Origin of the sequence: Citrobacter sp. MGH104, from assembly GCF_001034485.1 — a bacterium.
In the GTDB taxonomy this organism is placed as follows: Bacteria; Pseudomonadota; Gammaproteobacteria; order Enterobacterales; family Enterobacteriaceae; genus Citrobacter; species Citrobacter freundii.
Genome location: NZ_KQ089818.1, coordinates 2,980,390 through 3,004,973 on the forward strand (window position 1 = coordinate 2,980,390; position 24,584 = coordinate 3,004,973).

Genomic DNA, 24,584 nt, shown 5'->3' on the forward strand with positions numbered 1-24,584 from the left:
CTTACTCAGTAACGACCTCGTTGCCATTAACGATGGTCTTGATAATTTTAAAGTCGTGCGTGAACGCAGTCAGGTTGGCTACTTTGCCTGGCGCGATACTGCCGAGTTGTTTGTCGACGCCAATGGCGCGAGCAGGGTAGAGCGTTGCCATGCGCAGGACTTCGTCGAGAGCGATATTCGCATGTTCGACCAGATTGCGTACACCCTCAATCATGGTTAATGATGAACCGCTCAACGTACCGTTTTCATCAACACACAGTCCATTGCGGTAGTATATTGTTTTACCAGCGAAAATGAACTGTTCAATGTTTGCACCTGCTGGCGCGGTCGCGTCAGTGACCAGGCACAGCTTGTCGCCTTTCAGGCGCTTAGCATTACGAATGTTAACGTAATCAACGTGCAGGCCATCGGCGATGATACCGCAGTAGATATCGGCTTCATCAAGAATTGCGCCCGCCAGACCTGGTTCACGACCGGTAATGTACGGCATCGCGTTGAACAAATGGGTCGCAAAGCTGATGCCTGCGCGGAAACCGATTTTGGCTTCTTTGACCGTTGCATTGGAGTGACCCGCAGAAACCACGATACCGGCATTAACCAGTTTGGTGATGACCTCTACCGGGACCATTTCTGGTGCCAGTGTGACTTTGGTGATCACATCCGCATTATCGCACAGGAAATCAACCAACGCAGCGTCCGGCTGACGGACAAATCCAGGATTATGGGTACCTTTTTTCACAAGGTTCAGCCACGGGCCTTCAAGATGAAGTCCTAATGCCTGATTCGGGTGTTTCGCCAGGTATTCACGCATCACGCGAACACCCTGTTTCATCAGGTCATCGCTGGTGGTGATAAGCGTTGGTAAATAGTTGGTGCAGCCAGATTTTTCATTGGCTTTCTGCATGATTTCCAGCGTTTCAACGGTCACGGCTTCTGCCGTATCGTTAAACTGTACACCGCCGCAGCCGTTTAGCTGTACATCAATAAAACCGGGGGAAACAATGGCCCCATTCAGTGAGCGCTGTTCAATTCCTGACGGTAACTCAGCCAGTGGGCAAACGCTGTCAATCAGGCCATTGGCGACAACAATCGCATGGTCATCAAGAATTTCGTGACCGGTAAAGATCCGGCCCTGGGTTAAAGCATACATTCCGACCCCCGATTTCAAAAAATGCCGCCCTGCAACTCATCGACAGGGCGGAGACATCAATTACAGACCTTTAATATTTTCCGCTTCTAACTCGTTGAAGTATTTCAGCGTCTTCACTTTCAGTTCCATGGTGGAAGGCTCATCGCAGACCACAACGGCTTTTGGATGCAACTGCAGGCAACTGATGGTCCACATGTGGTTAACGTTGCCTTCAACGGCGGCTTGCAGCGCCTGTGCTTTCTGGTGGCCCAGAACCAGGATCATCACCTCTTCGGCATCCAGCAGGGTACCCACGCCAACGGTCAGCGCATATTTAGGCACCTGGCTTACGTCGCCGTCAAAGAAGCGTGAGTTAGCAACACGTGTGTCGTGAGTCAACGTTTTGATACGGGTACGGGAAGCCAAAGAGGAAGCCGGTTCGTTGAACGCGATGTGACCATCGTTGCCTACACCGCCCATAAACAGGTGGATTTTACCGTAAGAACGGATTTTTTCTTCATACTGACGGCATTCTGCATCAATATCCGGCGCATTACCATTGAGGAGGTTGATGTTTTCTGCTGGAATATCAACGTGATCAAAGAAATTGCGGTGCATAAAGCTGTGGTAGCTTTCCGGATGCTCTTTCGGCAGGCCAACATATTCGTCCATATTGAAAGTAACAACATGCTTGAAGCTCACCTGGCCCGCTTTGTGCATTTCAACCAATGCTTTATAAGCTGTCAGCGGAGTACCGCCAGTCGGCAGGCCCAGAACGAACGGACGATCTGCCGTTGGTTTGAACGCGTTAATACGGTTAACGATATGGCGAGCAGCCCATTTGCCGACTTGTTCAGCGGTATTCAGGGGGATCAGTCTCATTCTTCACCTCAAAAGTAAATGTAAGCAATTGGCGGATTGAGTCTCTGTGCAGTATTAAGCGTAACCTGGTTTTGCATCGGTAAGGATCAATCCGTTTCGATTTTTTGAATGATAAAATAAGTTTTCGTAGTTAGCCAGTGGAAGGGAGGGTTAATAACGATATTTGGTGACTGAAATCACAAAAAACACGCGTTTAATTTGCGATACGAATTAATTTTTCACACACTCTGAATGTAGATGAATGGTTAATATCGTTGTTCCAGAATCTTGCTGTCAGGAATGGTCACACAATAAAAATATGGCTTCAAAGAAGCCTAATCGGGGTCTCGTAGGGGGAATAAAATGAATATTTTAGGTTTTTTCCAGCGGCTGGGTAGGGCGTTACAGCTCCCCATCGCTGTGCTGCCAGTCGCGGCACTGCTGCTGCGATTCGGCCAACCAGATTTACTTAACGTACCCTTCATCGCGCAAGCGGGTGGGGCCATCTTTGATAACCTCGCGTTAATATTTGCGATCGGTGTTGCTTCCAGCTGGTCAAAAGACAGCGCAGGTGCAGCAGCGCTGGCAGGTGCGGTCGGTTATTTCATATTGACCAAAGCAATGGTTACCATTAACCCTGCAATCAATATGGGCGTGCTGGCTGGTATCATCACCGGTCTGGTCGGCGGTGCCGTGTATAACCGTTGGTCTGGTATCAAACTGCCTGACTTCCTGAGCTTCTTTGGCGGCAAACGCTTCGTGCCGATCGCCACTGGCTTCTTCTGTCTGGTGTTGGCTGCTATCTTCGGTTACGTATGGCCACCGGTACAGAACGCCATCCATGCGGGTGGTGAGTGGATCGTGGGCGCTGGCGCGCTGGGTTCCGGTATCTTTGGTTTCATCAACCGTCTGCTGATCCCAACCGGTCTACATCAGGTGCTGAATACTATCGCCTGGTTCCAGATTGGCGAATTTACTAACGCTGCAGGTACCGTATTCCACGGTGACATCAACCGCTTCTACGCGGGTGACGGCACTGCGGGTATGTTCATGTCTGGCTTCTTCCCGATCATGATGTTTGGTCTGCCGGGTGCGGCGCTGGCGATGTACTTCGCGGCTCCGAAAGCACGTCGTCCGATGGTTGGCGGTATGCTGCTGTCCGTTGCGATCACCGCGTTCCTGACCGGTGTTACCGAGCCGTTGGAATTCCTGTTCATGTTCCTGGCTCCGCTGCTGTACCTCCTGCACGCACTGTTAACGGGTATCAGCCTGTTCGTTGCAACACTGCTGGGGATCCACGCAGGCTTCTCCTTCTCCGCAGGTGCGATCGACTACGTGTTGATGTACAACCTGCCGGCAGCAAGCCAGAACGTCTGGATGCTGGTAGTGATGGGGCTGGTGTTCTTCGTTATCTACTTTGTGTTGTTCAGCGCGGTTATTCGTATGTTTAACCTGAAAACGCCGGGCCGCGAAGATAAAGAAGACGATATCGTTACTGAAGAAGCCAACAGCAACACTGAAGAAGGTTTGGCTCAACTGGCAACCAGCTACATTGCAGCGGTTGGTGGCACTGATAACCTGAAAGCGATTGATGCCTGTATCACTCGTCTGCGTCTGACCGTTGCCGACTCCGGTCGCGTAAACGATGCGATGTGTAAACGTTTAGGAGCATCGGGTGTCGTTAAGCTGAATAAGCAAACAATTCAGGTCATCGTGGGTGCGAAAGCTGAATCCATCGGCGACGAAATGAAGAAAGTTGTCGCGCGTGGCCCGGTGGCAGCAGCGTCTGGTGAAAGTGCGCCAGCAGCAGCGGCTCCGGTAGCAAAACCGCAGGCTGTAGCGAATGCAGTCACCGTTGAAGCGCTGGTTTCTCCGATTACCGGTGACGTAGTTGCGCTGGAGCAGGTTCCTGATGAAGCCTTCGCCAGCAAAGCTGTAGGTGACGGCGTGGCGGTGAAACCAACGGATAAAATCGTGGTTGCTCCGGCTGCGGGCACCATCGTGAAAATCTTCAACACTAACCATGCGTTCTGCCTGGAAACTGTTAAAGGCGCGGAAATCGTGGTCCATATGGGCATCGACACCGTCGCGCTGGAAGGTAAAGGCTTTAAGCGTCTGGTTGAAGAAGGTGCGGAAGTTACTGCAGGTCAACCGATTCTGGAAATGGATCTGGAGTTCCTGAACGCTAATGCACGTTCTATGATAAGCCCGGTTGTGTGCAGCAACAGCGATGATTTCGGCGCTCTGGTCATTAAAGCCGAAGGTCATGTGGTTGCTGGTCAAACACCACTGTATGAGATTAAAGGTAAGTAACTGCTCCTGAGTAAAGTGAGTTAAGTGCCTTAAGCGGCGGGGGATAGTCCTCCGCCGCTTTTTTTTGCAGCAATCGGCCCCAATATTTTCGTTTGATACGTATTTTACGTAACTAAGGGTTGTCAGTCTGCCTGGCTTATAAGATCATACTCCGTTATACGTTGTTTACGCTTTGAGGAATCCACGATGAGTGAGGCTGAAGCCCGCCCGAGTAACTTTATTCGTCAGATCATCGATGAAGATCTGGCCAGTGGTAAGCACACCACTATCCATACCCGTTTTCCGCCGGAGCCAAATGGCTATCTGCACATTGGCCACGCGAAATCCATTTGTCTGAACTTTGGCATTGCGCAAGATTACCAGGGCCAGTGCAACCTGCGTTTTGATGATACGAACCCGGTTAAAGAAGATATCGAGTACGTTGAGTCGATTAAAAACGACGTTGAATGGTTAGGTTTCCACTGGACTGGCGACATTCGCTACTCTTCGGATTACTTCGATCAGCTTCACGCCTATGCGGTAGAGCTTATTAATAAAGGGCTGGCGTACGTTGACGAACTGTCAGCGGACGAAATCCGCGAATACCGTGGCACGCTGACTCAGCCAGGCAAAAACAGCCCGTACCGCGATCGTAGCGTTGAAGAGAACCTGGCGCTGTTCGAAAAAATGCGTACCGGTGGCTTTGAAGAAGGTAAGGCCTGCCTGCGTGCGAAAATCGATATGGCTTCGCCGTTTATCGTGATGCGCGATCCGGTGCTGTACCGCATTAAGTTCGCCGAACACCACCAGACCGGCAACAAGTGGTGCATCTACCCGATGTACGACTTTACCCACTGCATCAGCGATGCGCTGGAAGGCATTACGCATTCACTGTGTACGCTGGAGTTCCAGGATAACCGTCGTCTTTACGACTGGGTGCTGGACAACATCACCATTCCGGTTCATCCGCGCCAGTACGAATTCTCGCGCCTGAATCTGGAATACACCGTGATGTCTAAGCGCAAGCTGAACCTGCTGGTGACCGACAAGCACGTTGAAGGCTGGGACGATCCGCGTATGCCGACGATCTCTGGCCTGCGTCGTCGCGGTTACACCGCTGCCGCGATCCGTGAGTTCTGCAAACGCATTGGCGTGACCAAACAGGACAACACCATTGAGATCGCTTCTCTGGAATCCTGCATCCGCGAAGATCTGAACGAAAATGCTCCGCGCGCGATGGCGGTTATCGATCCGGTGAAACTGGTTATCGAAAACTACCCGCAGGGCGAAAGCGAGCTGGTCACTATGCCTAACCATCCGAATAAACCGGAAATGGGCAGCCGTGAAGTACCGTTTAGCGGTGAAATTTGGATCGATCGCGCAGACTTCCGCGAAGAAGCGAACAAGCAGTACAAGCGTCTGGTGATGGGTAAAGAAGTACGTCTGCGTAATGCATACGTGATCAAGGCCGAACGTGTTGAGAAAGATGCAGAAGGTAAGATCACCACCATTTTCTGCACCTACGATGCTGACACCCTGAGCAAAGATCCGGCCGATGGTCGTAAAGTTAAAGGCGTTATTCACTGGGTGAGCGCGTCCCATGCGCTACCGATTGAAATCCGTCTGTACGACCGTCTGTTTAGCGTGCCAAACCCAGGTGCGGCGGAAGACTTCCTGTCCGTTATTAACCCGGAATCGCTAGTCATTAAGCAGGGTTACGGTGAGCCGTCGCTGCAGGCTGCGGTTGCAGGTAAAGCGTTCCAGTTTGAGCGTGAAGGTTACTTCTGCCTGGACAGCCGTTATGCAACGGCTGACAAGCTGGTGTTTAACCGTACCGTTGGTCTGCGTGATACGTGGGCTAAAGCGGGCGAATAAGTCGCAACACATCCTCTCTAAACGCCGCTTCATGCGGCGTTTTTTTTCGCAAAAAAACCGTTTGACAGGCTCCGTTTGCGCAGCGAATTAATTACATGTCTGTAATAATAAATCGGCTGAATGTTTTTACGTTTAAATAACTTACCTCAATGTGAAATGGGCTGAAACCGATTTCATCTCTATGGAAAACAAGCGATTTTTTCATTTTATCAACGCTTTTTTATCTCCCAATGAAAATGTAACAGAAAGCAATGAAATATGTGCGGTTGCTCATACTATTACATACTCGTTACAGAAAGAGATTGATAATTCGCGTCGCGAAAAATAGTCTATTCATTGTAGTCACTGAGGTTTTCTTGGCGCTACTTTTTTAATTTTTGTTTTTTCGCTGTCCGCTTATATCGGCAGCATTTTTATGTCAAAGAGGATTAACATATGCGTACGTTTAGTGGCAAACGTAGTACGCTGGCGCTGGCTATCGCCGGTATCACAGCAATGTCGGGTTTTGTTGTCGCTCCGCAGGTACACGCCGAAGGATTTATTGATGACTCAACCTTAACCGGCGGCATCTATTACTGGCAGCGTGAGCGTGACCGTAAAGATGTGACCGATCATGACAAATACAAAACCAACCTTTCTCACTCCACCTGGAACGCTAACCTCGACTTCCAGTCCGGTTATGCGGCCGATATGTTTGGTATTGATATCGCAGCATTTACCGCTATTGAAATGAACGAAAGTAGCGAAAGCGGCCATCCAAACGAAATCGCATTCTCTTCCAAAAATAAAGGCTATGACGAGGATTACTCCGGCGATAAGAGCGGGATTAGCCTTTATAAAGCAGCAGCTAAATTTAAATACGGCCCAACCTGGGCGCGTGCCGGTTACATTCAACCAACCGGGCAGACTTTGCTGGCACCGCACTGGAGCTTTATGCCAGGTACCTATCAGGGGGCTGAAGCCGGTGCCAACTTCGACTATGGTGATGCTGGCGCACTAAGCTTCTCCTATATGTGGGCTAACGAATATAAAGCGCCGTGGCACACCGAAGTCGATAAATTCTATCAGGCTGATAAAAAGACCAGCGTTGATTACCTGCATTCAATCGGCGCGAAATATGACTTCAAAAATAACCTGTTACTGGAAGCGGCATTTGGTCAGTCTGAAGGCTACGTCGATCAGTACTTCGCCAAAGCCAGCTACAAATTCGATTTAGGCGGTAACCCGTTTACTACCAGCTATCAATTCTACGGCGCACGTGACAAAGTTGACGATCGCACCGTGAACGATATTTATGACGGCACGGCTTGGCTGCAGGCGCTGACCTTCGGTTATAAAGTAGCGGAAGTGGTTGACCTGCGTCTGGAAGGCACATGGGTTAAAGCAGATGGGCAGCAAGGCTACTTCCTGCAGCGTATGACCCCGACCTACGCCTCATCAAACGGTCGCCTGGACGTGTGGTGGGATAACCGTTCTGACTTCAACGCCAACGGCGAAAAGGCAGTCTTCTTCGGCGCAATGTATGACCTGAAGAACTGGAACCTGCCGGGCTGGGCAGTGGGCGCGTCCTACGTTTATGCATGGGATGCCAAACCCGCTACCTGGCAGCTCAACCCGGATGCGTACTACGACAAAAACCGCACTATCGAAGAATCTTCTTACAGCCTGGATGCGGTCTACACCCTGCAGGATGGTCGTGCGAAGGGCACTATGTTTAAACTGCACTTCACCCAGTACGACAACCATTCAGATATTCCGAGCTGGGGTGGTGGTTACGGCAACATCTTCCAGGATGAGCGTGACGTGAAATTCATCGTTATTGCTCCGTTCACTATCTTCTAATGCCAATAGCGGCAGGCCGTGCTCCTGCCGCCTCGTTGAGGAACGTGCTATGAAAAAACTGATACTCATCGCCGTTATGGCATCAGGGCTGGTGGCTTGTACGCAATCCCCTGCACCGGAAGAAGACAGCCGTCTGAAAGAAGCCTACAGCGCGTGTATTAATACTGCTCAAGGATCGCCGGAAAAAATAGAAGCCTGCCAAAGCGTGTTGAATGTACTGAAGAAAGAAAAACAGCACCAGCAGTTTGCCAATGAAGAAAGCGTACGCGTGCTGGATTATCAGCAGTGTATCCAGGCCACGCGCACGGGTAACGATCAGGCCGTTAATGCTGATTGCGATAAAGTCTGGCAGGAAATTCGCAGCAAGAATGCCGCACAGTAATTCAAAAAATGAAAAAGATAACGGGCGGAGAATTTTCCGCCCGTTTGCATTTCAGAGCTTATTTTCCACTGGTTGATAACCCCGACTTAGCCGGACAAACAGCATTGCCGTGGCGGCGAGTCCGCAAAGTGCCGCGCACATCAGCCACCATCCCGGTGAGCTTTTATCCCCGGTTAGCTGAACCAGTGCCGTGGATATGACCGGCGTTAGGCCGCCAAAAATCGCCGTGGCAAGACTGAATGCCAGTGAAAAGCCTACCGTACGCACATAGACCGGCATCACCTCGGTGAGTGCGGCTACCATCGCCCCGTTATACATACCAAAAAAGAATGAGAACCAAAGCAGGACCAATGTCATGCGAGTGAAATCTGGCGCGGCGGTGAGCCAGTGCATTACCGGCCAGGTGGTGATCAGAGCGAGTACGGTAATCCCCATTAACACCGGACGACGACCAATTCGGTCAGAAATGGCCCCGCCAATGGGCAGCCAGATAAAGTTAGAAATACCGACCAGCATGGTGACCACCAGGCTGTCGCGAGCGCTCAGGTGGAGTACAGCCCTGCCGTAGGTCGGGGTGTAGACGGTGATGAAGTAAAATGTCGTTGTGGTCATCGCCACCAGCAGCGTACCTGCAGCGATAAGACGCCAGTTTTTGACGATAGTGGTGAAAATTTCCCGAGTGTCGGGGCGGTGCGTGCGTTGTAAAAATGCGTCTGTTTCCTGCAGCGAGCGGCGGAGCACGAAGATCAAAGGAATAATCATGCAACCAATAAAGAAGGGAATGCGCCAGCCCCATTCCGAGATCTGATCGTGTCCCAGGGTAGCGTTCAGACAGTAACCAATCAGCGCCGCCACCACAATGGCGACCTGTTGACTGGCCGACTGCCAACTGGTGTAGAAGCCTTTATTGCCAGGCGTGGCGATTTCCGAAAGATAAACCGAGACGCCGCCTAACTCTACGCCTGCAGAAAATCCCTGTAATAATCGTCCAAGTAATACCAGCACGGGAGCCAGCAGGCCAATACTGTGATAGCCAGGTACCAGGGCAATCAGCAGGGTACCGCAGCCCATAATCGCCAGCGTCACCATCAGGCCTTTACGACGACCAATTCTGTCGATGTAAGCACCCAGCACAATGGCGCCAACGGGACGCATTAAGAAACCCGAGCCAAAAACGGCGAAAGTTAACATTAGCCCGGCAAATTCATTCTCCGCGGGAAAGAAGGTCTTTGCAATATAGGTGGCGTAAAACCCGAACAGAAAAAAGTCGAACTGTTCGAGAAAATTACCGCTGGTTACCCGCAGTATTGCGCCGAAAGTTCCGGCGCGCGATGGTTGTTGTGTCATTGGGTTTGCTCCACTGTCTTATCATAATATTTATAGAGGTAAGAGTGTGCGGGTTAGTTGTCTGTGACCCCCGCCTGTTTGCCGCGCCGTTTCTCAATCGCCCACTTGAGTAAGGCTGCGCAGCGGTAAAATCCATGGGCAAATTTTCCGTAAGGAATGGTCAGAAAGAGCGCCATGACCACGCCGAGGTGAATGGCGAGCAAAATAGCCATCCAGGACGAGTCTCTTCCTGCCAGCAGGGCTAAACCGGTCAGACTGGTCAGCAGCAGCAGCAAAATAAAACCGCGATCCATCGGTTTTTGCCGTGCGTCGCCATGTAGCGGTGAGCGCTTGAGATTGAGCCATAGCAAGCCAGCCGGGCCGACAACCAGGCCAATGCCACCCAACGTGCCCAGCATGACCGGAACGCTGAAGAACGGATAGGGTGCTTCTATACCTGCGAAATAGTGATAGCCCGTCGCCACCACGGTGGCGGCAAAGCAGAGCAGAAAACCGTAGAAAGTGAAGTGATGAAAACGGCGGCGCATCAGAGTGAAGGCATCATCTGCTTCATTACAACCTTTACCGTGCCCACCATCGAGATACTTTAGTGTCAGCGCATCGTGTGAAGCTTCAGCAATTTCGACGGAACGTGGCATACCGGGAGAAATCTCGCGCCAGAAGCGGATAACGCCCGTCATCAGCAGACCTATCGCCAGAATAAATACCGAACCAAACATCCAGGCCAGCAGGTTATGCGGGAAAATTTGGTAGAAATCTCCGGCCAGCGGTGGATGGAGTAACGAGCCTTTTAACCCCATGGCGAGCAGTAAAAACAGGATCAGACCGAAAACCAGCGCCAGCGTCACGGTGACGCCTGCGCGACGATAAAGCGCGCCAAAGACCGCGGGTTGCGCGTAGTGCTGATAGGTTTCAAGCCGGACTTCTGCCATAGCCTTCGGCACGTTGATGGCAAACTCATGAGGCGGGGCATACTGACAGGCGTGCAGGCAGGCACCGCAGTTATGGCACAAGTTTGCCAGATAATTGATATCCGCTTTACCGAATTCCAGGCGCTGCGTCATTGCCGGGAACACGGCGCAAAATCCTTCACAATAGCGACAGGCGTTGCAGACCTGCATCACGCGTTCAACTTCCGCTTCCGGTTCGGTGATAATTTGCGCGTCGATAATCAGTTTCTCAAGCTGCCTCATGACGAGTCTCCTTACGTGCGGCCAGCGCGGCTTCTTTTCCGGCAATACGGCCAAAAGTGGTACCGATTGACATGCCCACGCCTGCGGTGTAGCCCTTGCCCAGCACGTTGCCCGCCATCATCTCTCCGGCGACGAACAGGTTGCGGCTTGGCTGCCCGGCAAAGTGTACGGCAGCGCGTTCATTTACTTTTAACCCGAGATAGGTGAAGGTGATCCCTGGCCGCAGGGCATAGCCGTAGTAAGGCGGCTGGTCCAGTGGTCGCGCCCAGTGTGTCTTCGCGGGGGTTAACGCTTTTGTCGTGCAGTTATCCAGAATGGTATGGTTGAACTGGCCGGGCTGGCAGGCGTTGTTGTACTCCGTCACGGTGTGGGTAAAGTGTTCGCCATTCAGCCCCAACTGATGAGCCAGTTCCGCCAGCGTATTGGCCTGTGCGCCAGGAAAGACCGGAGGCATGAAGTGGCCGATGGCTTTACTGTCGATAATGGAGTAGCCAATCTGCCCGGGCTGTTGGGCGACCAGTCGTCCCCAAATGGCGTAGCGTTTGGGCCAGAAATCTTCGCCTTCATCATAAAAACGCTCAGCGTCACGGTTGACGACTATGCCGAGCGAAACACAGTCCACGCGGGTACAAATCCCGCCGTCATATAATGGCGCTCTGGCGTCAATGGCTACGCAGTGTGACTGGGAGGGTTCGCCGATGATGTCGGCTCCGGCATCGATCATAAATTTGAGCAGTACGCCCTGGTTAAAGCGCGTGCCGCGAATCAGAAAGTTATCTGCAGGCCATTCGCCGCGCTCGTTCTCTCCCCACGCTTCTCGCAGCCATTCGCGGTTTGACTCAAACCCGCCAGCGGCAAGCACGCAGGATTTCGCTGTAATACGCTCTTCACCTGCCAGCGCCGCCACGAACTCGCCATTACGCAGTTCAAGCGCCTGAACGGGGGTGTTATAGCGGATCTGCACTCCCAGTTTTTCTGCGCTGCGATAATAGGCATTCACCAGGGCCTTGCCACCGCCCATAAAAAAGGCGTTGGTTCGCGCCACGTGTAAAGCGCCAGAGAGAGGAGGTTGAAAATTGACGCCGTGTCGGCGCATCCAGTCGCGACACTGTGAAGAGGTGCGGATCACCAGACGAGCCAGGGCTTCGTTGGTATTTCCTTCCGTGACGCGCTGCAGATCTTGCCAGAACTCCTCTTCCGGATAGCTTTCCACCAGCACATCCTGCGGTGCATCATGCATACAGCGCAGGTTACGCGTGTGTTGGGAATTTCCCCCACGCCATTCCCGGGGAGCCGCTTCGAGTAGTAAAACGGAAGCGCCTTGCTCCCGGGCGGTAAGGGCAGCGCATAAGGCAGCATTGCCACCGCCAATCACCAGAACATCAACCATCGTATACTCCATTACCATTTAACTAATTGTTAAATTTGTAATTAAAATGTATGCGAACGGCTTGTGCGGGCGCTATGACGTAGTGCTAAAGAGGGCTTTAGTTATTGTAAAGGATGGCACCTGGCCAGCTTCCTGCTTCCACCAGTTGATGCATCACTTTCGTCAGCACCACGCGGGCTGCGAGGCCCGCCGGGGTGAGCTCATCGTCAGAGAGGCTCACCAGAAAGTTGGGGCGGCTAAGTATCGGATTATGGACGCCGATCACTCTTAGCGTCTCTTTATCGAGATGGGAAATCGCCGCTCCGGGTTGAAGAGTGGCGCCAATGCCACTGCGCACGGCGCGCATCAGCAGCGCCAGACCATCAATTTCTGTAGCGATCTCAATGTTCAGCGAGTGTTCCTGACAAATTGCTTCCAGCCTGCCGCGCAGACCGTGGCCTGGGCTGGGCATTATCAATGGAATACTCGCCAACTGGGCTGGGGCAATATTGTCGTCGGTAATATCAGCCAGTAGGGCATGGGTCCCAATCAAAAACAGCCGTTCTTCGAGAATCGGTCTGGCACTCCAGCGCAGGATCTTTTCTTTTTGAAACACCACAGCCAGATCAATCTGGCGGGTATTAATCATCCGTTCCAGATTACCAGAGAGACTTTCCACCACATGCAGGCGAACATCGCTATAGCTTTCCCGCATGGCGTGAATAAAAGGCATACCGAGAACTGAAGCGGTACTGGGAGCCATGCCGACGCTGACGTGCCCGGAAAGCCGGGATTCACGCGCGGCGAGGATTGCATCGTCTGCGTGACGGAGCGCCAGTTGCGCCTGGGAGTAAAAAGCCAGTCCGGCGCTGGTGGGTGTCACGCCTCGAGAAGTGCGCTGCAGCAGGCGAATAGCGAGTTCGTTTTCCAGACGCGACATTTGCTGGCTGAGTGCCGAAACCCCGATATTGAGATCGAGCGCCGCGCTACCCATGCTGCCGGTTTCTACAATGCGCACAAAATAGCGTAGCTGGCGAAGTTCCATTTCGACTCTCCGGAAGGGGCAATTGATTTTTACATTAAAGCAACACAGGAGCGGAGGGAAGGGGAAAAGGGCAGGTAACGCCCATAAAAAAAGCCAACCGGATGGTTGGCTTTTCAGAAAGCATTACATTATTTGCCGTCGTGGGCGTGCTCATCTTCGCGGCAATCGCCTTCGGCACAGTGACCGTAAAGATAGAGGCTATGGTTAGTTAAGCGAATGCCATGTTTAGCCGCAATCTCACGTTGGCGGGCTTCGATGGAATCATCGCTGAACTCGACCACTTTGCCGCAGTCAAGGCAGATGAGGTGATCGTGATGATGCTGTTGAGTCAATTCGAAGACGGATTTACCACCTTCAAAATTATGGCGGGTCACGATACCGGCATCATCAAACTGGTTCAGCACGCGATACACGGTCGCCAGACCAATTTCTTCACCCATATCGATCAGGCGTTTGTATAAGTCTTCCGCACTGACGTGATGGTTATCCGGTTCCTGAAGAACTTCCAGAATTTTTAAACGAGGAAGCGTTACTTTCAGGCCAGCCTTCTTTAATGCGGTATTGTTGTCAGTCATGCGGAATCTGTCCTGTAGCTAAACGATTCACTTCATTAACAGAAGTGACAGAAATTGCACTTGAGATAATGCGATTCATTATAGAACTGCCATGGCTAAATGAAAACTGCAAGTCTCTGGCATATATTGTTAATCAAAACGTGGTATCGCCGACAAACACACTGTGCAACACCCGATTGGCATCCAGCCATTGTACAGGGTCAGACGAAAAAGTTACAAATTTGTAGCAATTATTTTGATTGGTTTTATCTATTGATGCGGCGCAGATGGAAATCTGCGCCACACGAAATCAGGCATTAATGATTTCGTCGAGGTGCAGCTCTTCAGAGATCTGCTTAACCCATTTTTCTACGCGTTCTGCGGTCAGTTCAGGTTGGCGATCTTCATCGATAGCCAGACCGACAAAATGGTCGTCGTCAGCCAGACCTTTGGACGCTTCAAAGTGATAACCCGCCGTTGGCCAGTGACCAACGATGGTTGCGCCGCGCGGTTCGATGATGTCGCGAATGGTCCCTAACGCATCGCAGAAATATTCTGCGTAATCTTCCTGGTCGCCACAGCCGAACAATGCAACCAGTTTGCCGTTAAAATCAATGTCTTCGAGGGTAGGGAAGAAGTCGTCCCAGTCGCACTGCGCTTCACCGTAGTACCAGGTTGGGATGCCGAGCAGCAGAATGTCATACCCTTCGAGGTCTTCTTTGCTGCTTTTTGCAATGTCATGAACATCGGCAACGTCTTTACCAAGCTGTTTTTGAATCATTTTTGCGATGTTTTCGGTATTACCGGTGTCGCTGCCGAAAAAGATGCCAGTGATTGCCATGAGTAAAATAACCTCTTGAAACTTATTGAAATGGTGGTGGCGCATTGCCCACGGATAAGGGCAATCATAGCAGAACAGTCTGGCATGCGGAAACAGCAAACACGCAGGACTGCACTCTGTGCTACACGATTTATGATTTAGAGCAGAAATTCAGACTATGCCTGACCGCGCAATGCGCTGAGTTGGTTCATCAGCATCTCTTCGATGAGTTCACTGCGACTCATGTTGCGTGCCTCAGCCAGCTCGTTCAGAGCGTCAACGGCATCAGCGTTCAGTTTCAGTTCGACACGCTTAAGCCCGCGAACTTTGTCACGCTTAAGCTGATTACGTTTATTAATACGTAACTGTTCATCACGCGAGAGCGGATTAGTTTTGGGTCGTCCCGGGCGACGCTCCTGCGCGAACAGATCTAATGTCGTACGGTCCGTTTGTTCTTTGGCCATGATCTTGGTGACTTCGGGGAAACAATCAGCCAGGCGTCTGCCCGGATGGATAGCGCGCCATAATACATCAGCAGGGGAGACACGCCAACGCCCGCGCGCGTAATCGCGCGCAGACGCTGAGTTTTTAATCAGTTAGCCTGCTCGCTCAGATAACGACGGATGGCGCGCAGCACCGCCTCCGGTTTTTCGGCATGCACCCAATGCCCGGCGCCTGCTATAACGTGCGCACGAGCTTGTGGGAATTGCGCCAGCAGTTGTTCGCGATACGCTTCGGTAACATACGGTGAGTTGCCGCCTGGGATAAACAGCGCCGGGTGCTCCCACGCAGGAATGGTTTCCCAACCGACGATATGCGGATATTGATCCCACAATACGGGAACGTTAAAGCGCCACTCGCCGTCAACAAAGGATTTCAGCAGAAACTGGATAACACCTTCCTCTTGCAGGTGCTGGCGCATGACGCTTGCCGCCTGCTGGCGTGAGGACGCTTGTGCATCGGTTACGGCATTGATTGCCGCAAAAATCTCATCGTGGCGGCGAACATGGTAGTCAACGGGAGCAATGTCGATGGCGACCAGCCGTTCGACACGTTCCGGAGCCAGAGCAGTCAGCGCCATGACGGCTTTTCCGCCCATCGAGTGGCCAATAAAGATCGCTTTTTCGATCTGCCGATCGTCCAGCGTATCCAGCAGATCTTGCGCCATGGCCGGATAATTCATCTCAGGTGAACGAGGGGAGAGGCCATGGTTTCGCATATCGACCAGGATGATGTCGTGGTCGGTTACTAGATCGCGTGCCAGGATCCCCAGGTTATCCAGACTGCCAAACAAGCCGTGAACCAGGACGATGGGAGAATTATTGTGCAGGTTTTGCGCAGATTGCGCTCGGATATTCAATTTCATGGCAAAGTTCTTTTTTTCACACTCACGGGTTAGGGTATCATGTTGACCATTCTGCCACATGGCTGCAACAACTACGGTTACTCTGAGTTTTGCTGGCCACCAGGCTTGACGCTATCCGCTGTTGGGATTTGCCTTTACACTACGTGTGTTTACCCCGACAACTTGTATTCAGCTAAACACTGCACTGGATTAAGATGAAAACGATTGAAGTTGATGATGAACTCTATAGCTATATTGCCAGCCACACCAAGCATATTGGCGAGAGCGCATCCGACATTTTACGGCGTATGTTGAAATTTTCCGCCGCATCACAGCCTGTCACTCCGATAGTCAAAGAAGTCCGCGCTGTGCAACCTGTCGTGGAAGCCAAGCCGGTTAACCCCGTAAAAGATAAAGTGCGCGCGATGCGTGAACTGCTGCTGTCCGACGAATACGCGGAACAGAAGAAAGCAGTAAATCGCTTTATGCTGGTGCTGTCTACACTCTATTCACTGGATCAAAACGCGTTCGCCGAAGCAACGGAATCGTTGCATGGTCGTACGCGTGTTTATTTTGCAGCTGATGAACAGACGCTGCTGAAAAATGGTAATCAAACCAAACCGAAGCACGTGCCAGGCACGCCGTACTGGGTGATCACCAATACCAATACCGGCCGTAAATGCAGCATGGTTGAACACATCATGCAGTCAATGCAATTCCCTGCGGAATTGATTGAAAAGGTTTGCGGAACAATTTAATCCTTGCATTAGAAGGACCAGGCAATGGCAATCCACAATCGTGCAGGTCAACCTGCGCAACAGAGTGATTTGATTAACGTCGCCCAACTGACGGCACAGTACTATGTACTGAAACCAACGGCAGGGAACGCTGAGCACGCTGTTAAGTTCGGTACGTCCGGACATCGCGGCAGTGCAGGTCGTCATAGTTTTAACGAGCCGCATATTCTGGCTATCGCCCAGGCGATTGCTGAAGAACGTGCGAAAAACGGGATTACTGGTCCGTGCTATGTGGGCAAGGATACCCACGCGCTGTCTGAACCGGCTTTTATCTCTGTACTGGAAGTGCTGGCGGCGAACGGCGTTGACGTCATCGTGCAGGAAAATAACGGCTTTACGCCAACCCCTGCTGTATCGAACGCTATCCTGGTCCACAACAAAAAAGGCGGCCCGCTGGCTGACGGCATTGTGATCACGCCGTCCCACAACCCGCCGGAAGATGGCGGCATTAAATACAACCCGCCAAACGGTGGTCCGGCAGACACCAATGTCACCAAAGTGGTGGAAGACAGAGCCAACGCGCTGCTGGCGGCCGGTCTGCAAGGCGTGAAGCGTATGTCGCTGGACGCTGCGCTGGCATCTGGTCATGTGAAAGAGCAGGATCTGGTTCAGCCGTTTGTTGAAGGACTGGCTGACATCGTAGACATGGCGGCGATCCAGAAAGCGGGTCTGACGCTGGGTGTCGATCCGCTGGGCGGTTCCGGTATCGAATACTGGAAGCGTATTGCAAAGCACTACAACCTGAACCTGACTATCGTTAACGATCACGTTGATCAGACTTTCCGCTTTATGCATCTCGACAAAGATGGCGCAATCCGCATGGACTGCTCCTCCGAGTGTGCGATGGCGGGGCTGTTGGCGCTGCGCGACAAGTTCGATCTGGCCTTTGCCAATGACCCAGACTACGACCGTCACGGTATCGTCACCCCGGCAGGGCTGATGAATCCGAACCACTATCTGGCGGTGGCGATCAACTACCTGTTCCAGCATCGTCCGCAGTGGGGCAAAGATGTTGCCGTCGGTAAGACGCTGGTGTCATCGGCGATGATTGACCGTGTAGTGAATGATTTAGGGCGTAAACTGGTTGAAGTGCCGGTTGGCTTTAAATGGTTTGTTGACGGTCTGTTTGACGGCAGTTTTGGCTTTGGTGGGGAAGAGAGCGCGGGGGCATCTTTCCTGCGTTTCGACGGTACACCGTGGTCAACCGACAAAGACGGCATCATCATGTGCCTGCTGGCGGCAGAAATTACCGCAGTGACCGGTAAGAACCCGCAGGAGCACTACAACGAACTGGCTGCTCGCTTTGGCGCACCGAGCTACAACCGCCTGCAGGCAAGCGCGACCTCCGCGCAGAAAGCGGCGCTGTCTAAGCTGTCTCCGGAAATGGTGAGCGCCAGTACGCTTGCGGGCGACCCGATCACCGCGCGTCTGACGGCTGCACCGGGCAACGGCGCTTCTATTGGCGGTCTGAAAGTGATGACTGACAACGGCTGGTTTGCCGCGCGTCCTTCTGGTACGGAAGACGCTTACAAGATCTACTGCGAAAGCTTCCTCGGTGAAGAACATCGCAAGCAGATCGAAAAAGAAGCGGTTGAGATCGTCAGCGAAGTGCTGAAGAACGCGTAAACCGTAGGCCGGATAAGACGCTAGCGTCGCTATTCGGCATGAATAATGAAAAAGCCGGACAGCAAATACGCTGGTCCGGCTTTTTATATTCAACTTAACGTCATGGCATGAACCGATAACCAATCCCGGTTTCGGTCAGAAAATGACGCGGACGTGCCGGGTCCAGTTCCAGTTTCTGGCGCAGGTGTCCCATGTAAATTCGCAGATAGTGGCTGTGTTCGACGGCGTTTGGTCCCCAAACCTGATTGAGCAACTGGCGCTGCGTCAGTACCTTTCCGGCATTATTCAGCAGTACCGCTAACAGGCGAAACTCAATCGGCGTCAAATGAATCTCTTCATCACCACGATGTACTAGCCGGGCGGCGATATCTACTTTTACGTTGGAAAAATGCACCACCGGCTCGGGAGACGTGCCGCTGGCGTGGCGACGCAATGCCACGCGCAATCGCGCCTGTAGCTCGCCAATACCAAAGGGTTTACTGAGATAGTCATCGGCACCGGCATCCAGGGCGGCAATTTTATCACTTTCTTCGCTGCGGGCTGAAAGCACAATTACCGGTATCGCGCTCCATTGTCGCAGGTCACGAATAAAATCAATGCCGTCACCGTCCGGCAGACCGAGATCGAGAATGATGAGATCGGGTTTTCGCGTGGCGGCTTCCAGCAGACCACGTTGCAGCGTTTCCGCTTCATATACACGCAGACCATCGGCTTCCAGCGCGGTGCGCAGAAAGCGACGGATAGCCTGTTCATCTTCAACAATCAGTACGTTCGTCACATATCCTCATGAAAATCTTCAAGTTCAGGGGGGATTTCCTGGGGCAGTGTAACACGGAAACATGCTCCTCCCTGTGCGCGATTGTGGACGGAAATTGTACCGCCGTGCACGTCCACAATGGCCTGGCAGATTGCCAGCCCCAGCCCAACGCCTGGTACAGATGACTCTTTGTTTCCCCGGGAGAACTTGTCAAAAACTCGTTGCTCCATTCCCGATGGAATGCCAGGGCCATTATCCCAGACGTCCAGTTGCAGATGTTCGCCATCGACGCTGGCATCAATACCGATTTGCGCCGCTGGACCTGCGTATTTAACAGCGTTTTCCAGCAGGTTAATCAGCACCCGTTCAAATAGCGGGCCATCGACGTGGATCAGCGTCAACGGCGCGGGTAGCGACAAATTAATAGGAGCAGAGAGTCCTGGCTCCAGCATCTGCAGGGCACTACCGACCACCTCTTCCAGCGTTAACCACTCTTTCTTAAGATTAAAGCCGCCAGACTGAATTCGTGCCATATCCAGTAGGTTATTAACCAGTCGGGTCGTATTCAGGACGTGCTGGCGAATTTCGCTGGCCTGGCGCGCGTGCGGCGATCCTTCACTTGCCAGATCCAGCGTTAAGATCTCTGCCTGACCAAACAACACCGTCAGCGGCGTGCGCAAATCGTGGGAAAGGGCGGCGAGCAGGGCATTGCGAATGCTTTCACGCTCGCTGGCAAACCGGGCCTGCTCTTCGCTGGCGGTGAGCGTCAGGCGTTCCAGCGCACTGGCGACCAGTAAAGTGAAAGTTTCCAGCAGGCGCTGCTGTTCGGGGATCATCAGCTGGCGTAAATTTCCTGGTTCCACAACCAGCAACCCATGCGTTTTGTCGGCGCTTTTTAACGGTAAAATTTGATACGGCACACCGGGTAAGGTGTCAGTGCCTGCGCCGGCCGGTTGCCCTTTATCAAAGCTCCACTGGGCAATGGCGTCATCCCACGGCGTCATGCCCTGTTGATGAGTGAGAGGGGCCAGCTTACCGTTCTCACCGGGCAGTAAAACCTGGCTGCGGGCCTGGAACGTTGAGGCAATAAACTGTTCGCTGGTGGCGGCGATATCCTGCTGGCTCCGTCCGACGGCCAGCGCTTTCGACATCTCATATAAATGACGCGTACGCTGTTCACGATAACGCGCTACCCGTGCCTGATAACGCACTCCGGCGGTGAGATTACCGATAACCAGCCCTACCGTTAGCATCACGGCAAAGGTAAGCAGGTACTGGACGTCGGAAACGGCCAGCGTACCGCGTGGGGCAATAAAGAAGAGATCGAAGCTGGCAACGTTAATAAAGGTTGCCAGCACTGACGGCCAGCGTCCGTAAAAGAGGGCGATAACCACCACACCCAATAAATAGACCATCACCAGGTTGGCGGCGTCAAAGGCCATCAACCACTGCATGGCAATCAACGTAATGATGGCGCACAGCGCGACGGCAACCACGCAACCCTGAATTTGAACCCGCCACTTATCCTTAAAGGTGCGGCTATCTGCAGTTTGCAGCACAGGGCGCGAAGGTGGTTCGTCGAGCGCAACAATCATCAGGTCGAGATCCGGTGCGCGATGGGCCAGTTTGTCAGCAAAGGAATCACTGCGCCACCAGCGTCGCGTAGTCGGACGTCCGAGGACAATTTTTCCCAGATTATGCTCACGGGCGTAGCGGATTACTGCTTTATCTTCAGCGGGATCGGAAAGGGTGGCGGTTTCTGCACCCAGCTCCTGGGCTAATCGCAGGGCGCTTAAAATTGCGCGGCGCTGTTTTTCGGGCAGTCGGTGCAGCGCTGGCGTTTCGACATACACTGCATGCCATACGCTGCCGAGGCGCGCTGCCAGACGCGCGGCGGCACGCACGAGCTTTTCGCTGCCGGTGTTGTGTCCAATACACAGCAATATGGCGTCGCGGGTATGCCAGACTTTCTCCTCTCCCGGACGTCCACGCCAGGCACGCATCTGATCGTCAACCCGATCGGCCGTGCGGCGCAGGGCCAGCTCACGTAGCGCGATCAAGTTACCTTTGCGAAAGAAATGCTCGATGGCTCTTTCCGCCTGACCGGCGATATAGACCTTGCCTTCGTTCAGGCGCTGGCGCAAATCGTCGGGGGGAAGATCGACCAGCACCACATCGTCAGCGGCATCGAAAAAAGGATCGGGGACGGTTTCGCGAACCTGAATGCCGGTGACGCCGCTGACCACATCATTGAGGCTTTCCAGATGCTGCACGTTGACGGTAGTAAAAACGTCAATACCGGCTTCCAGCAGCTCTTCAATATCTTGCCAGCGTTTAGGGTGGCGTGAGCCTGGCGCATTACTGTGCGCCAGTTCATCCATCAAAATGAGTGCCGGGCGGCGGGCCAGCGCCGCGTCGAGATCGAATTCGCTGATATGACGACCATGGCGCGCCTGTCGCTTTAGCGGCAGGATGCTGAGACCGTCCAGCAGCGCGGCGGTCTCTTTGCGTCCGTGGGTTTCCACCACGCCAATCAGCACATCTAATCCCTGCGCCCGCAGCCGCTGGGCCTCTGCCAGCATGGCCCAGGTTTTACCGACGCCGGCACACGCGCCGAAGAAAATTTTTAGTTTTCCCCGGTGCGGAGCGGTGGTCTGCTCCAGCAGGCGATCGGGGTCGGGGCGTAAGGGTTCGTTATGCATGTCCTTTTTCTCAGTGCTTATCCAGCGCTAAATTAAGTTCCACCAGGTTCACCACCGGTTGGCCGATAAAACTGACCAACGGCTTTTGCGTGTATTGTGCAACCAGGCGTGTGACCTCTTCAACGCTGAGGTTGCGAGCCTGCGCCACGCGGGGGATTTGCCAGGCCACCGCAGCTGGCGTCAGGTTGTTATCCAGCCCGCTGGCGGAAGCTGTTACCAGCTCTACCGGAACGGCAGGATTTGCCTGCGGGTTAGCGGCACGCAGCGCGGCAATCCGGCTTTGCAGCTGTTTATCCAGTTCCGGGTTGCTGGCTGCCAGATTACTGCCGCCTGAAGCCATTGGATTATAGGGCATTTCCGCTGTGGCTGAGGGGCGTCCCTGAAAATAACCGGCAGCGGTAAACTGTTGCCCAATGAGCTCGGAGCCGCGAACAATCTGACCTTCGCGGAGAAGCGAACCGTTAGCCTGGTGGGGAAACCACCATTGCCCCAGCGCAGTGGTCAGCAGCGGGTATGCCCCGCCGGTGATAAGCATCAGGAAAATCAATGTTGATAATGCAGGACGTAATCCACTCATCAGAAACCTCACACCAGACCCAGCAGGGTCAGCAGTAAATCAATTGCTTTGATACCGATAAACGGCACAACCAGACCACCCAGGCCATAGATCCACAAATTGCGGCGCAGCATCGCGGAAGCGGATAACGGTTTGTAACTCACGCCTTTCAGCGCCAGTGGGATCAGAAAGACGATAACCAGTGCGTTAAAGATAACCGCGCTGAGGATCGCCGAGTCCGGCGAATGCAGCCCCATCACGTTCAGCGCATTGAGCTGCGGGTAGGTGGCGGCGAACGCGGCCGGAATAATGGCAAAATACTTCGCTACGTCGTTGGCGATACTGAAGGTGGTCAGCGAACCGCGCGTCATCAGCATCTGTTTACCAATGTGCACCACTTCAATCAGTTTGGTGGGGTTGGAGTCGAGGTCCACCATGTTGCCCGCTTCTTTCGCTGCCTGGGTTCCGGAGTTCATCGCAACGGCCACATCGGCCTGAGCAAGGGCTGGTGCGTCGTTAGTTCCGTCGCCGGTCATCGCCACCAGACGACCTTCCGCCTGATACTGACGAATCAACGCCAGCTTGGCTTCCGGTGTGGCTTCGGCTAAGAAGTCATCCACTCCGGCTTCCGCGGCGATTGCGGCGGCGGTCAGACGGTTGTCACCGGTGATCATCACCGTTTTGATCCCCATTTTACGCAGCTGGGCAAAACGCTCTTTAATCCCGCCTTTTACGATATCTTTCAGGGCAATCACGCCAAGTACGTGGGAGCCTTCAGCAACCACCAGCGGCGTAGCGCCAAGGCGTGCGACGTTTTCGACCTTCTGCTCAACGTCGGCGGGGAAGTGGCCGCCGTTGGCCTCGACGTGACGACGAATAGCATCGACCGACCCTTTGCGGATCATACGGTTGTCGATGTTGATCCCGCTCATCCGACTTTGGGCGGTAAACGGTACAAAGGTGGCGTGCAGCGATTGCACGTCGCGTATACGCAGATTAAAGCGCTGTTTAGCCAGAATCACGATGCTGCGGCCTTCCGGCGTTTCATCGGCCAGGGATGAAAGCTGCGCGGCATCGGCCAGCGTTTTTTCGTCCACGCCGTGGGCGGGCAGAAAATCTGAAGCCTGGCGGTTACCTAGCGTAATGGTGCCGGTTTTATCCAGCAGCAGTACATCCACGTCACCCGCCGCTTCTACTGCACGTCCGCTGGTGGCAATGACGTTCGCACCCAACATGCGGCTCATCCCGGCGACGCCAATCGCGGAGAGCAGCCCGCCTATCGTCGTAGGGATTAAACACACCAGCAGCGCAACCAATACCGTGACGCTGACCGCGCTACCGCCCCAGGCGGAAAACGGCCACAGCGTGGCCGTAGCCAGTAGAAAGACGATGGTCAGGGCTATCAACAGGATCGTCAGGGCAATTTCATTGGGCGTTTTACGCCGCTGTGCACCTTCAACCATGGCGATCATCCGGTCGAGGAATGTTTCACCAGGGTTTACGCTGCATTCGATAACCAACCAGTCGGAGAGGATGCGAGTCCCGCCGGTGACGGAGGCGAAATCACCACCGGATTCACGAATCACCGGCGCGGATTCACCGGTAATGGCGCTTTCATCTACCGACGCGCCGCCTTCGATCACCTCGCCGTCACACGGGATAATATCGCCAGCTTCCACCAGCACGATATCGCCTTTACGTAAATCATCCGCAGGGACGTGATCCATTGCCGCGCCGTATTTCGGTTCGCGAAGCTTGCGGGCAAAGGCGGTTTTTTTGACGCCTTTCAGGCTGTTGGCCTGAGCTTTACTGCGTCCTTCCGCCAGCGCTTCAGCAAAGTTGGCGAACAGAACGGTAATCCACAGCCACAGACTTATCGCACCGGTAAACCAAGGATTACCCGGCATATGGCCTGTTGCCATCGCCACGGTTAACAGGGTCGTTAACAGACTGCCCAACCAGACGATAAACATCACCGGATTACGCCATTGGGTATGTGGGCTTAATTTTTTCACGGCGTCCATCAGCGCCTGTGCGACCAGAGAGGGTTCGAACAGCGCCAGTTGCTTGCGACTCATAGTAATGTGCTCCG

The 24,584-nt window shown here is 53.3% G+C and carries 21 protein-coding genes; 6 read left to right on the plus strand and 15 right to left on the minus strand.

Annotated elements, in window-relative coordinates; genetic code table 11:
- Nucleotide 1: 1 nt before the first annotated feature.
- Both nagA and nagB read right to left on the minus strand, forming a co-directional pair.
- Nucleotides 2-1,150, minus strand: a complete 1,149-nt coding sequence (gene nagA / locus SK34_RS13915; protein ID WP_003022800.1) for an N-acetylglucosamine-6-phosphate deacetylase — start codon at nt 1,148-1,150, stop codon at nt 2-4.
- A gap of 60 nt (nt 1,151-1,210) precedes the next feature.
- Nucleotides 1,211-2,011 (minus strand): glucosamine-6-phosphate deaminase, encoded by an 801-nt coding sequence (nagB, locus tag SK34_RS13920; RefSeq protein WP_003022803.1) that lies wholly within the window; start codon nt 2,009-2,011, stop codon nt 1,211-1,213.
- A gap of 342 nt (nt 2,012-2,353) precedes the next feature.
- Here nagB and nagE point away from each other — a divergent pair, with 342 nt between their 5' ends.
- From nagE to chiQ, 4 genes are all read left to right on the plus strand, one after another.
- Nucleotides 2,354-4,303 carry a PTS N-acetyl glucosamine transporter subunit IIABC gene (gene nagE / locus SK34_RS13925; protein ID WP_016149786.1) on the plus strand — a complete coding sequence of 650 codons (1,950 nt, stop codon included), beginning with the start codon at nt 2,354-2,356 and terminating at the stop codon, nt 4,301-4,303.
- Nucleotides 4,304-4,489: 186 nt separating this feature from the next.
- The gene (gene glnS, locus SK34_RS13930; RefSeq protein WP_003022809.1) at nt 4,490-6,157 is read left to right on the plus strand and encodes a glutamine--tRNA ligase; all 1,668 of its coding nucleotides are present in this window, start codon (nt 4,490-4,492) and stop codon (nt 6,155-6,157) included.
- 435 nt (nt 6,158-6,592) lie between these two features.
- The gene (gene chiP, locus SK34_RS13935) at nt 6,593-7,999 is read left to right on the plus strand and encodes a chitoporin ChiP (RefSeq protein ID WP_003835544.1); all 1,407 of its coding nucleotides are present in this window, start codon (nt 6,593-6,595) and stop codon (nt 7,997-7,999) included.
- A 49-nt stretch (nt 8,000-8,048) separates the two neighbouring features.
- Nucleotides 8,049-8,381: a ChiQ/YbfN family lipoprotein gene (gene chiQ, locus SK34_RS13940; RefSeq protein ID WP_048233268.1), complete on the plus strand. Its 333-nt coding sequence runs from the start codon at nt 8,049-8,051 to the stop codon at nt 8,379-8,381.
- Nucleotides 8,382-8,432: 51 nt separating this feature from the next.
- Here the strand turns inward: chiQ and SK34_RS13945 are convergent, their stop codons facing one another.
- The 9 genes from SK34_RS13945 to ybfF all read right to left on the minus strand — a co-directional run bounded on the left by SK34_RS13945 (nt 8,433) and on the right by ybfF (nt 16,075).
- Nucleotides 8,433-9,728 carry an MFS transporter gene (locus tag SK34_RS13945; protein ID WP_048233269.1) on the minus strand — a complete coding sequence of 432 codons (1,296 nt, stop codon included), beginning with the start codon at nt 9,726-9,728 and terminating at the stop codon, nt 8,433-8,435.
- A 53-nt stretch (nt 9,729-9,781) separates the two neighbouring features.
- Nucleotides 9,782-10,921 carry a tricarballylate utilization 4Fe-4S protein TcuB gene (tcuB, locus tag SK34_RS13950; protein ID WP_003847369.1) on the minus strand — a complete coding sequence of 380 codons (1,140 nt, stop codon included), beginning with the start codon at nt 10,919-10,921 and terminating at the stop codon, nt 9,782-9,784.
- Nucleotides 10,908-12,311, minus strand: a complete 1,404-nt coding sequence (gene tcuA, locus SK34_RS13955; protein WP_016149788.1) for an FAD-dependent tricarballylate dehydrogenase TcuA — start codon at nt 12,309-12,311, stop codon at nt 10,908-10,910. Before tcuA ends, tcuB begins: the two co-directional genes overlap by 14 nt.
- A gap of 97 nt (nt 12,312-12,408) precedes the next feature.
- Complete coding sequence (gene tcuR, locus SK34_RS13960) at nt 12,409-13,335, minus strand: tricarballylate utilization LysR family transcriptional regulator TcuR (RefSeq protein WP_016149789.1); 927 nt, start codon at nt 13,333-13,335, stop codon at nt 12,409-12,411.
- A 128-nt stretch (nt 13,336-13,463) separates the two neighbouring features.
- On the minus strand, nt 13,464-13,910 hold the full coding sequence (gene fur, locus SK34_RS13965; RefSeq protein ID WP_003022836.1) for a ferric iron uptake transcriptional regulator: 447 nt from the start codon (nt 13,908-13,910) through the stop codon (nt 13,464-13,466).
- Complete coding sequence (locus SK34_RS24670; protein ID WP_049259739.1) at nt 13,903-13,989, minus strand: ryhB-regulated fur leader peptide; 87 nt, start codon at nt 13,987-13,989, stop codon at nt 13,903-13,905. Before SK34_RS24670 ends, fur begins: the two co-directional genes overlap by 8 nt.
- A gap of 210 nt (nt 13,990-14,199) precedes the next feature.
- Nucleotides 14,200-14,730 carry a flavodoxin FldA gene (fldA, locus tag SK34_RS13970; RefSeq protein ID WP_003022839.1) on the minus strand — a complete coding sequence of 177 codons (531 nt, stop codon included), beginning with the start codon at nt 14,728-14,730 and terminating at the stop codon, nt 14,200-14,202.
- Between the two features lie 155 nt (nt 14,731-14,885).
- Complete coding sequence (gene ybfE / locus SK34_RS13975) at nt 14,886-15,173, minus strand: LexA regulated protein (RefSeq protein WP_003022842.1); 288 nt, start codon at nt 15,171-15,173, stop codon at nt 14,886-14,888.
- Nucleotides 15,174-15,301: 128 nt separating this feature from the next.
- On the minus strand, nt 15,302-16,075 hold the full coding sequence (gene ybfF / locus SK34_RS13980; protein WP_101739948.1) for an esterase: 774 nt from the start codon (nt 16,073-16,075) through the stop codon (nt 15,302-15,304).
- A 194-nt stretch (nt 16,076-16,269) separates the two neighbouring features.
- Between ybfF and seqA the strand changes: the two genes are divergently transcribed.
- Both seqA and pgm read left to right on the plus strand, forming a co-directional pair.
- Nucleotides 16,270-16,812, plus strand: coding sequence for a replication initiation negative regulator SeqA (gene seqA, locus SK34_RS13985; protein WP_003022848.1), 543 nt, complete (start codon nt 16,270-16,272; stop codon nt 16,810-16,812).
- 24 nt (nt 16,813-16,836) lie between these two features.
- Nucleotides 16,837-18,477: a phosphoglucomutase (alpha-D-glucose-1,6-bisphosphate-dependent) gene (pgm, locus tag SK34_RS13990; protein WP_003022854.1), complete on the plus strand. Its 1,641-nt coding sequence runs from the start codon at nt 16,837-16,839 to the stop codon at nt 18,475-18,477.
- 100 nt (nt 18,478-18,577) lie between these two features.
- Here the strand turns inward: pgm and kdpE are convergent, their stop codons facing one another.
- From kdpE to kdpB, 4 genes are read right to left on the minus strand one after another with little or no spacing between them, the layout of a single operon-like run.
- Nucleotides 18,578-19,255 (minus strand): two-component system response regulator KdpE, encoded by a 678-nt coding sequence (kdpE, locus tag SK34_RS13995; RefSeq protein ID WP_003022856.1) that lies wholly within the window; start codon nt 19,253-19,255, stop codon nt 18,578-18,580.
- Nucleotides 19,252-21,936, minus strand: coding sequence for a two-component system sensor histidine kinase KdpD (gene kdpD, locus SK34_RS14000; RefSeq protein WP_016149791.1), 2,685 nt, complete (start codon nt 21,934-21,936; stop codon nt 19,252-19,254). The genes kdpE and kdpD overlap by 4 nt, the downstream gene beginning before the upstream one ends.
- 10 nt (nt 21,937-21,946) lie before the next feature.
- Nucleotides 21,947-22,513 carry a potassium-transporting ATPase subunit KdpC gene (gene kdpC, locus SK34_RS14005; RefSeq protein WP_003835531.1) on the minus strand — a complete coding sequence of 189 codons (567 nt, stop codon included), beginning with the start codon at nt 22,511-22,513 and terminating at the stop codon, nt 21,947-21,949.
- Between the two features lie 8 nt (nt 22,514-22,521).
- A complete protein-coding gene (gene kdpB / locus SK34_RS14010; RefSeq protein ID WP_003022864.1) occupies nt 22,522-24,570 on the minus strand; it encodes a potassium-transporting ATPase subunit KdpB in 2,049 nt (682 codons plus the stop codon).
- Nucleotides 24,571-24,584 lie beyond the last annotated feature (14 nt).

Bases quoted from the DNA above. Each gene is read 5' to 3' on its own strand.
- chiQ (WP_048233268.1), top strand. From the start codon at position 8,049: ATGAAAAAACTGATACTCATCGCCGTTATGGCATCAGGGCTGGTGGCT.
- tcuA (WP_016149788.1), bottom strand. From the start codon at position 12,311: ATGGTTGATGTTCTGGTGATTGGCGGTGGCAATGCTGCCTTATGCGCT.
- ybfF (WP_101739948.1), bottom strand. From the start codon at position 16,075: ATGAAATTGAATATCCGAGCGCAATCTGCGCAAAACCTGCACAATAAT.
- chiP (WP_003835544.1), top strand. From the start codon at position 6,593: ATGCGTACGTTTAGTGGCAAACGTAGTACGCTGGCGCTGGCTATCGCC.
- nagA (WP_003022800.1), bottom strand. From the start codon at position 1,150: ATGTATGCTTTAACCCAGGGCCGGATCTTTACCGGTCACGAAATTCTT.
- SK34_RS24670 (WP_049259739.1), bottom strand. From the start codon at position 13,989: ATGAATCGCATTATCTCAAGTGCAATTTCTGTCACTTCTGTTAATGAA.
- fur (WP_003022836.1), bottom strand. From the start codon at position 13,910: ATGACTGACAACAATACCGCATTAAAGAAGGCTGGCCTGAAAGTAACG.
- seqA (WP_003022848.1), top strand. From the start codon at position 16,270: ATGAAAACGATTGAAGTTGATGATGAACTCTATAGCTATATTGCCAGC.
- kdpD (WP_016149791.1), bottom strand. From the start codon at position 21,936: ATGCATAACGAACCCTTACGCCCCGACCCCGATCGCCTGCTGGAGCAG.
- nagE (WP_016149786.1), top strand. From the start codon at position 2,354: ATGAATATTTTAGGTTTTTTCCAGCGGCTGGGTAGGGCGTTACAGCTC.
- kdpC (WP_003835531.1), bottom strand. From the start codon at position 22,513: ATGAGTGGATTACGTCCTGCATTATCAACATTGATTTTCCTGATGCTT.
- tcuR (WP_016149789.1), bottom strand. From the start codon at position 13,335: ATGGAACTTCGCCAGCTACGCTATTTTGTGCGCATTGTAGAAACCGGC.
- kdpB (WP_003022864.1), bottom strand. From the start codon at position 24,570: ATGAGTCGCAAGCAACTGGCGCTGTTCGAACCCTCTCTGGTCGCACAG.
- ybfE (WP_003022842.1), bottom strand. From the start codon at position 15,173: ATGGCCAAAGAACAAACGGACCGTACGACATTAGATCTGTTCGCGCAG.
- nagB (WP_003022803.1), bottom strand. From the start codon at position 2,011: ATGAGACTGATCCCCCTGAATACCGCTGAACAAGTCGGCAAATGGGCT.
- SK34_RS13945 (WP_048233269.1), bottom strand. From the start codon at position 9,728: ATGACACAACAACCATCGCGCGCCGGAACTTTCGGCGCAATACTGCGG.
- pgm (WP_003022854.1), top strand. From the start codon at position 16,837: ATGGCAATCCACAATCGTGCAGGTCAACCTGCGCAACAGAGTGATTTG.
- tcuB (WP_003847369.1), bottom strand. From the start codon at position 10,921: ATGAGGCAGCTTGAGAAACTGATTATCGACGCGCAAATTATCACCGAA.
- fldA (WP_003022839.1), bottom strand. From the start codon at position 14,730: ATGGCAATCACTGGCATCTTTTTCGGCAGCGACACCGGTAATACCGAA.
- glnS (WP_003022809.1), top strand. From the start codon at position 4,490: ATGAGTGAGGCTGAAGCCCGCCCGAGTAACTTTATTCGTCAGATCATC.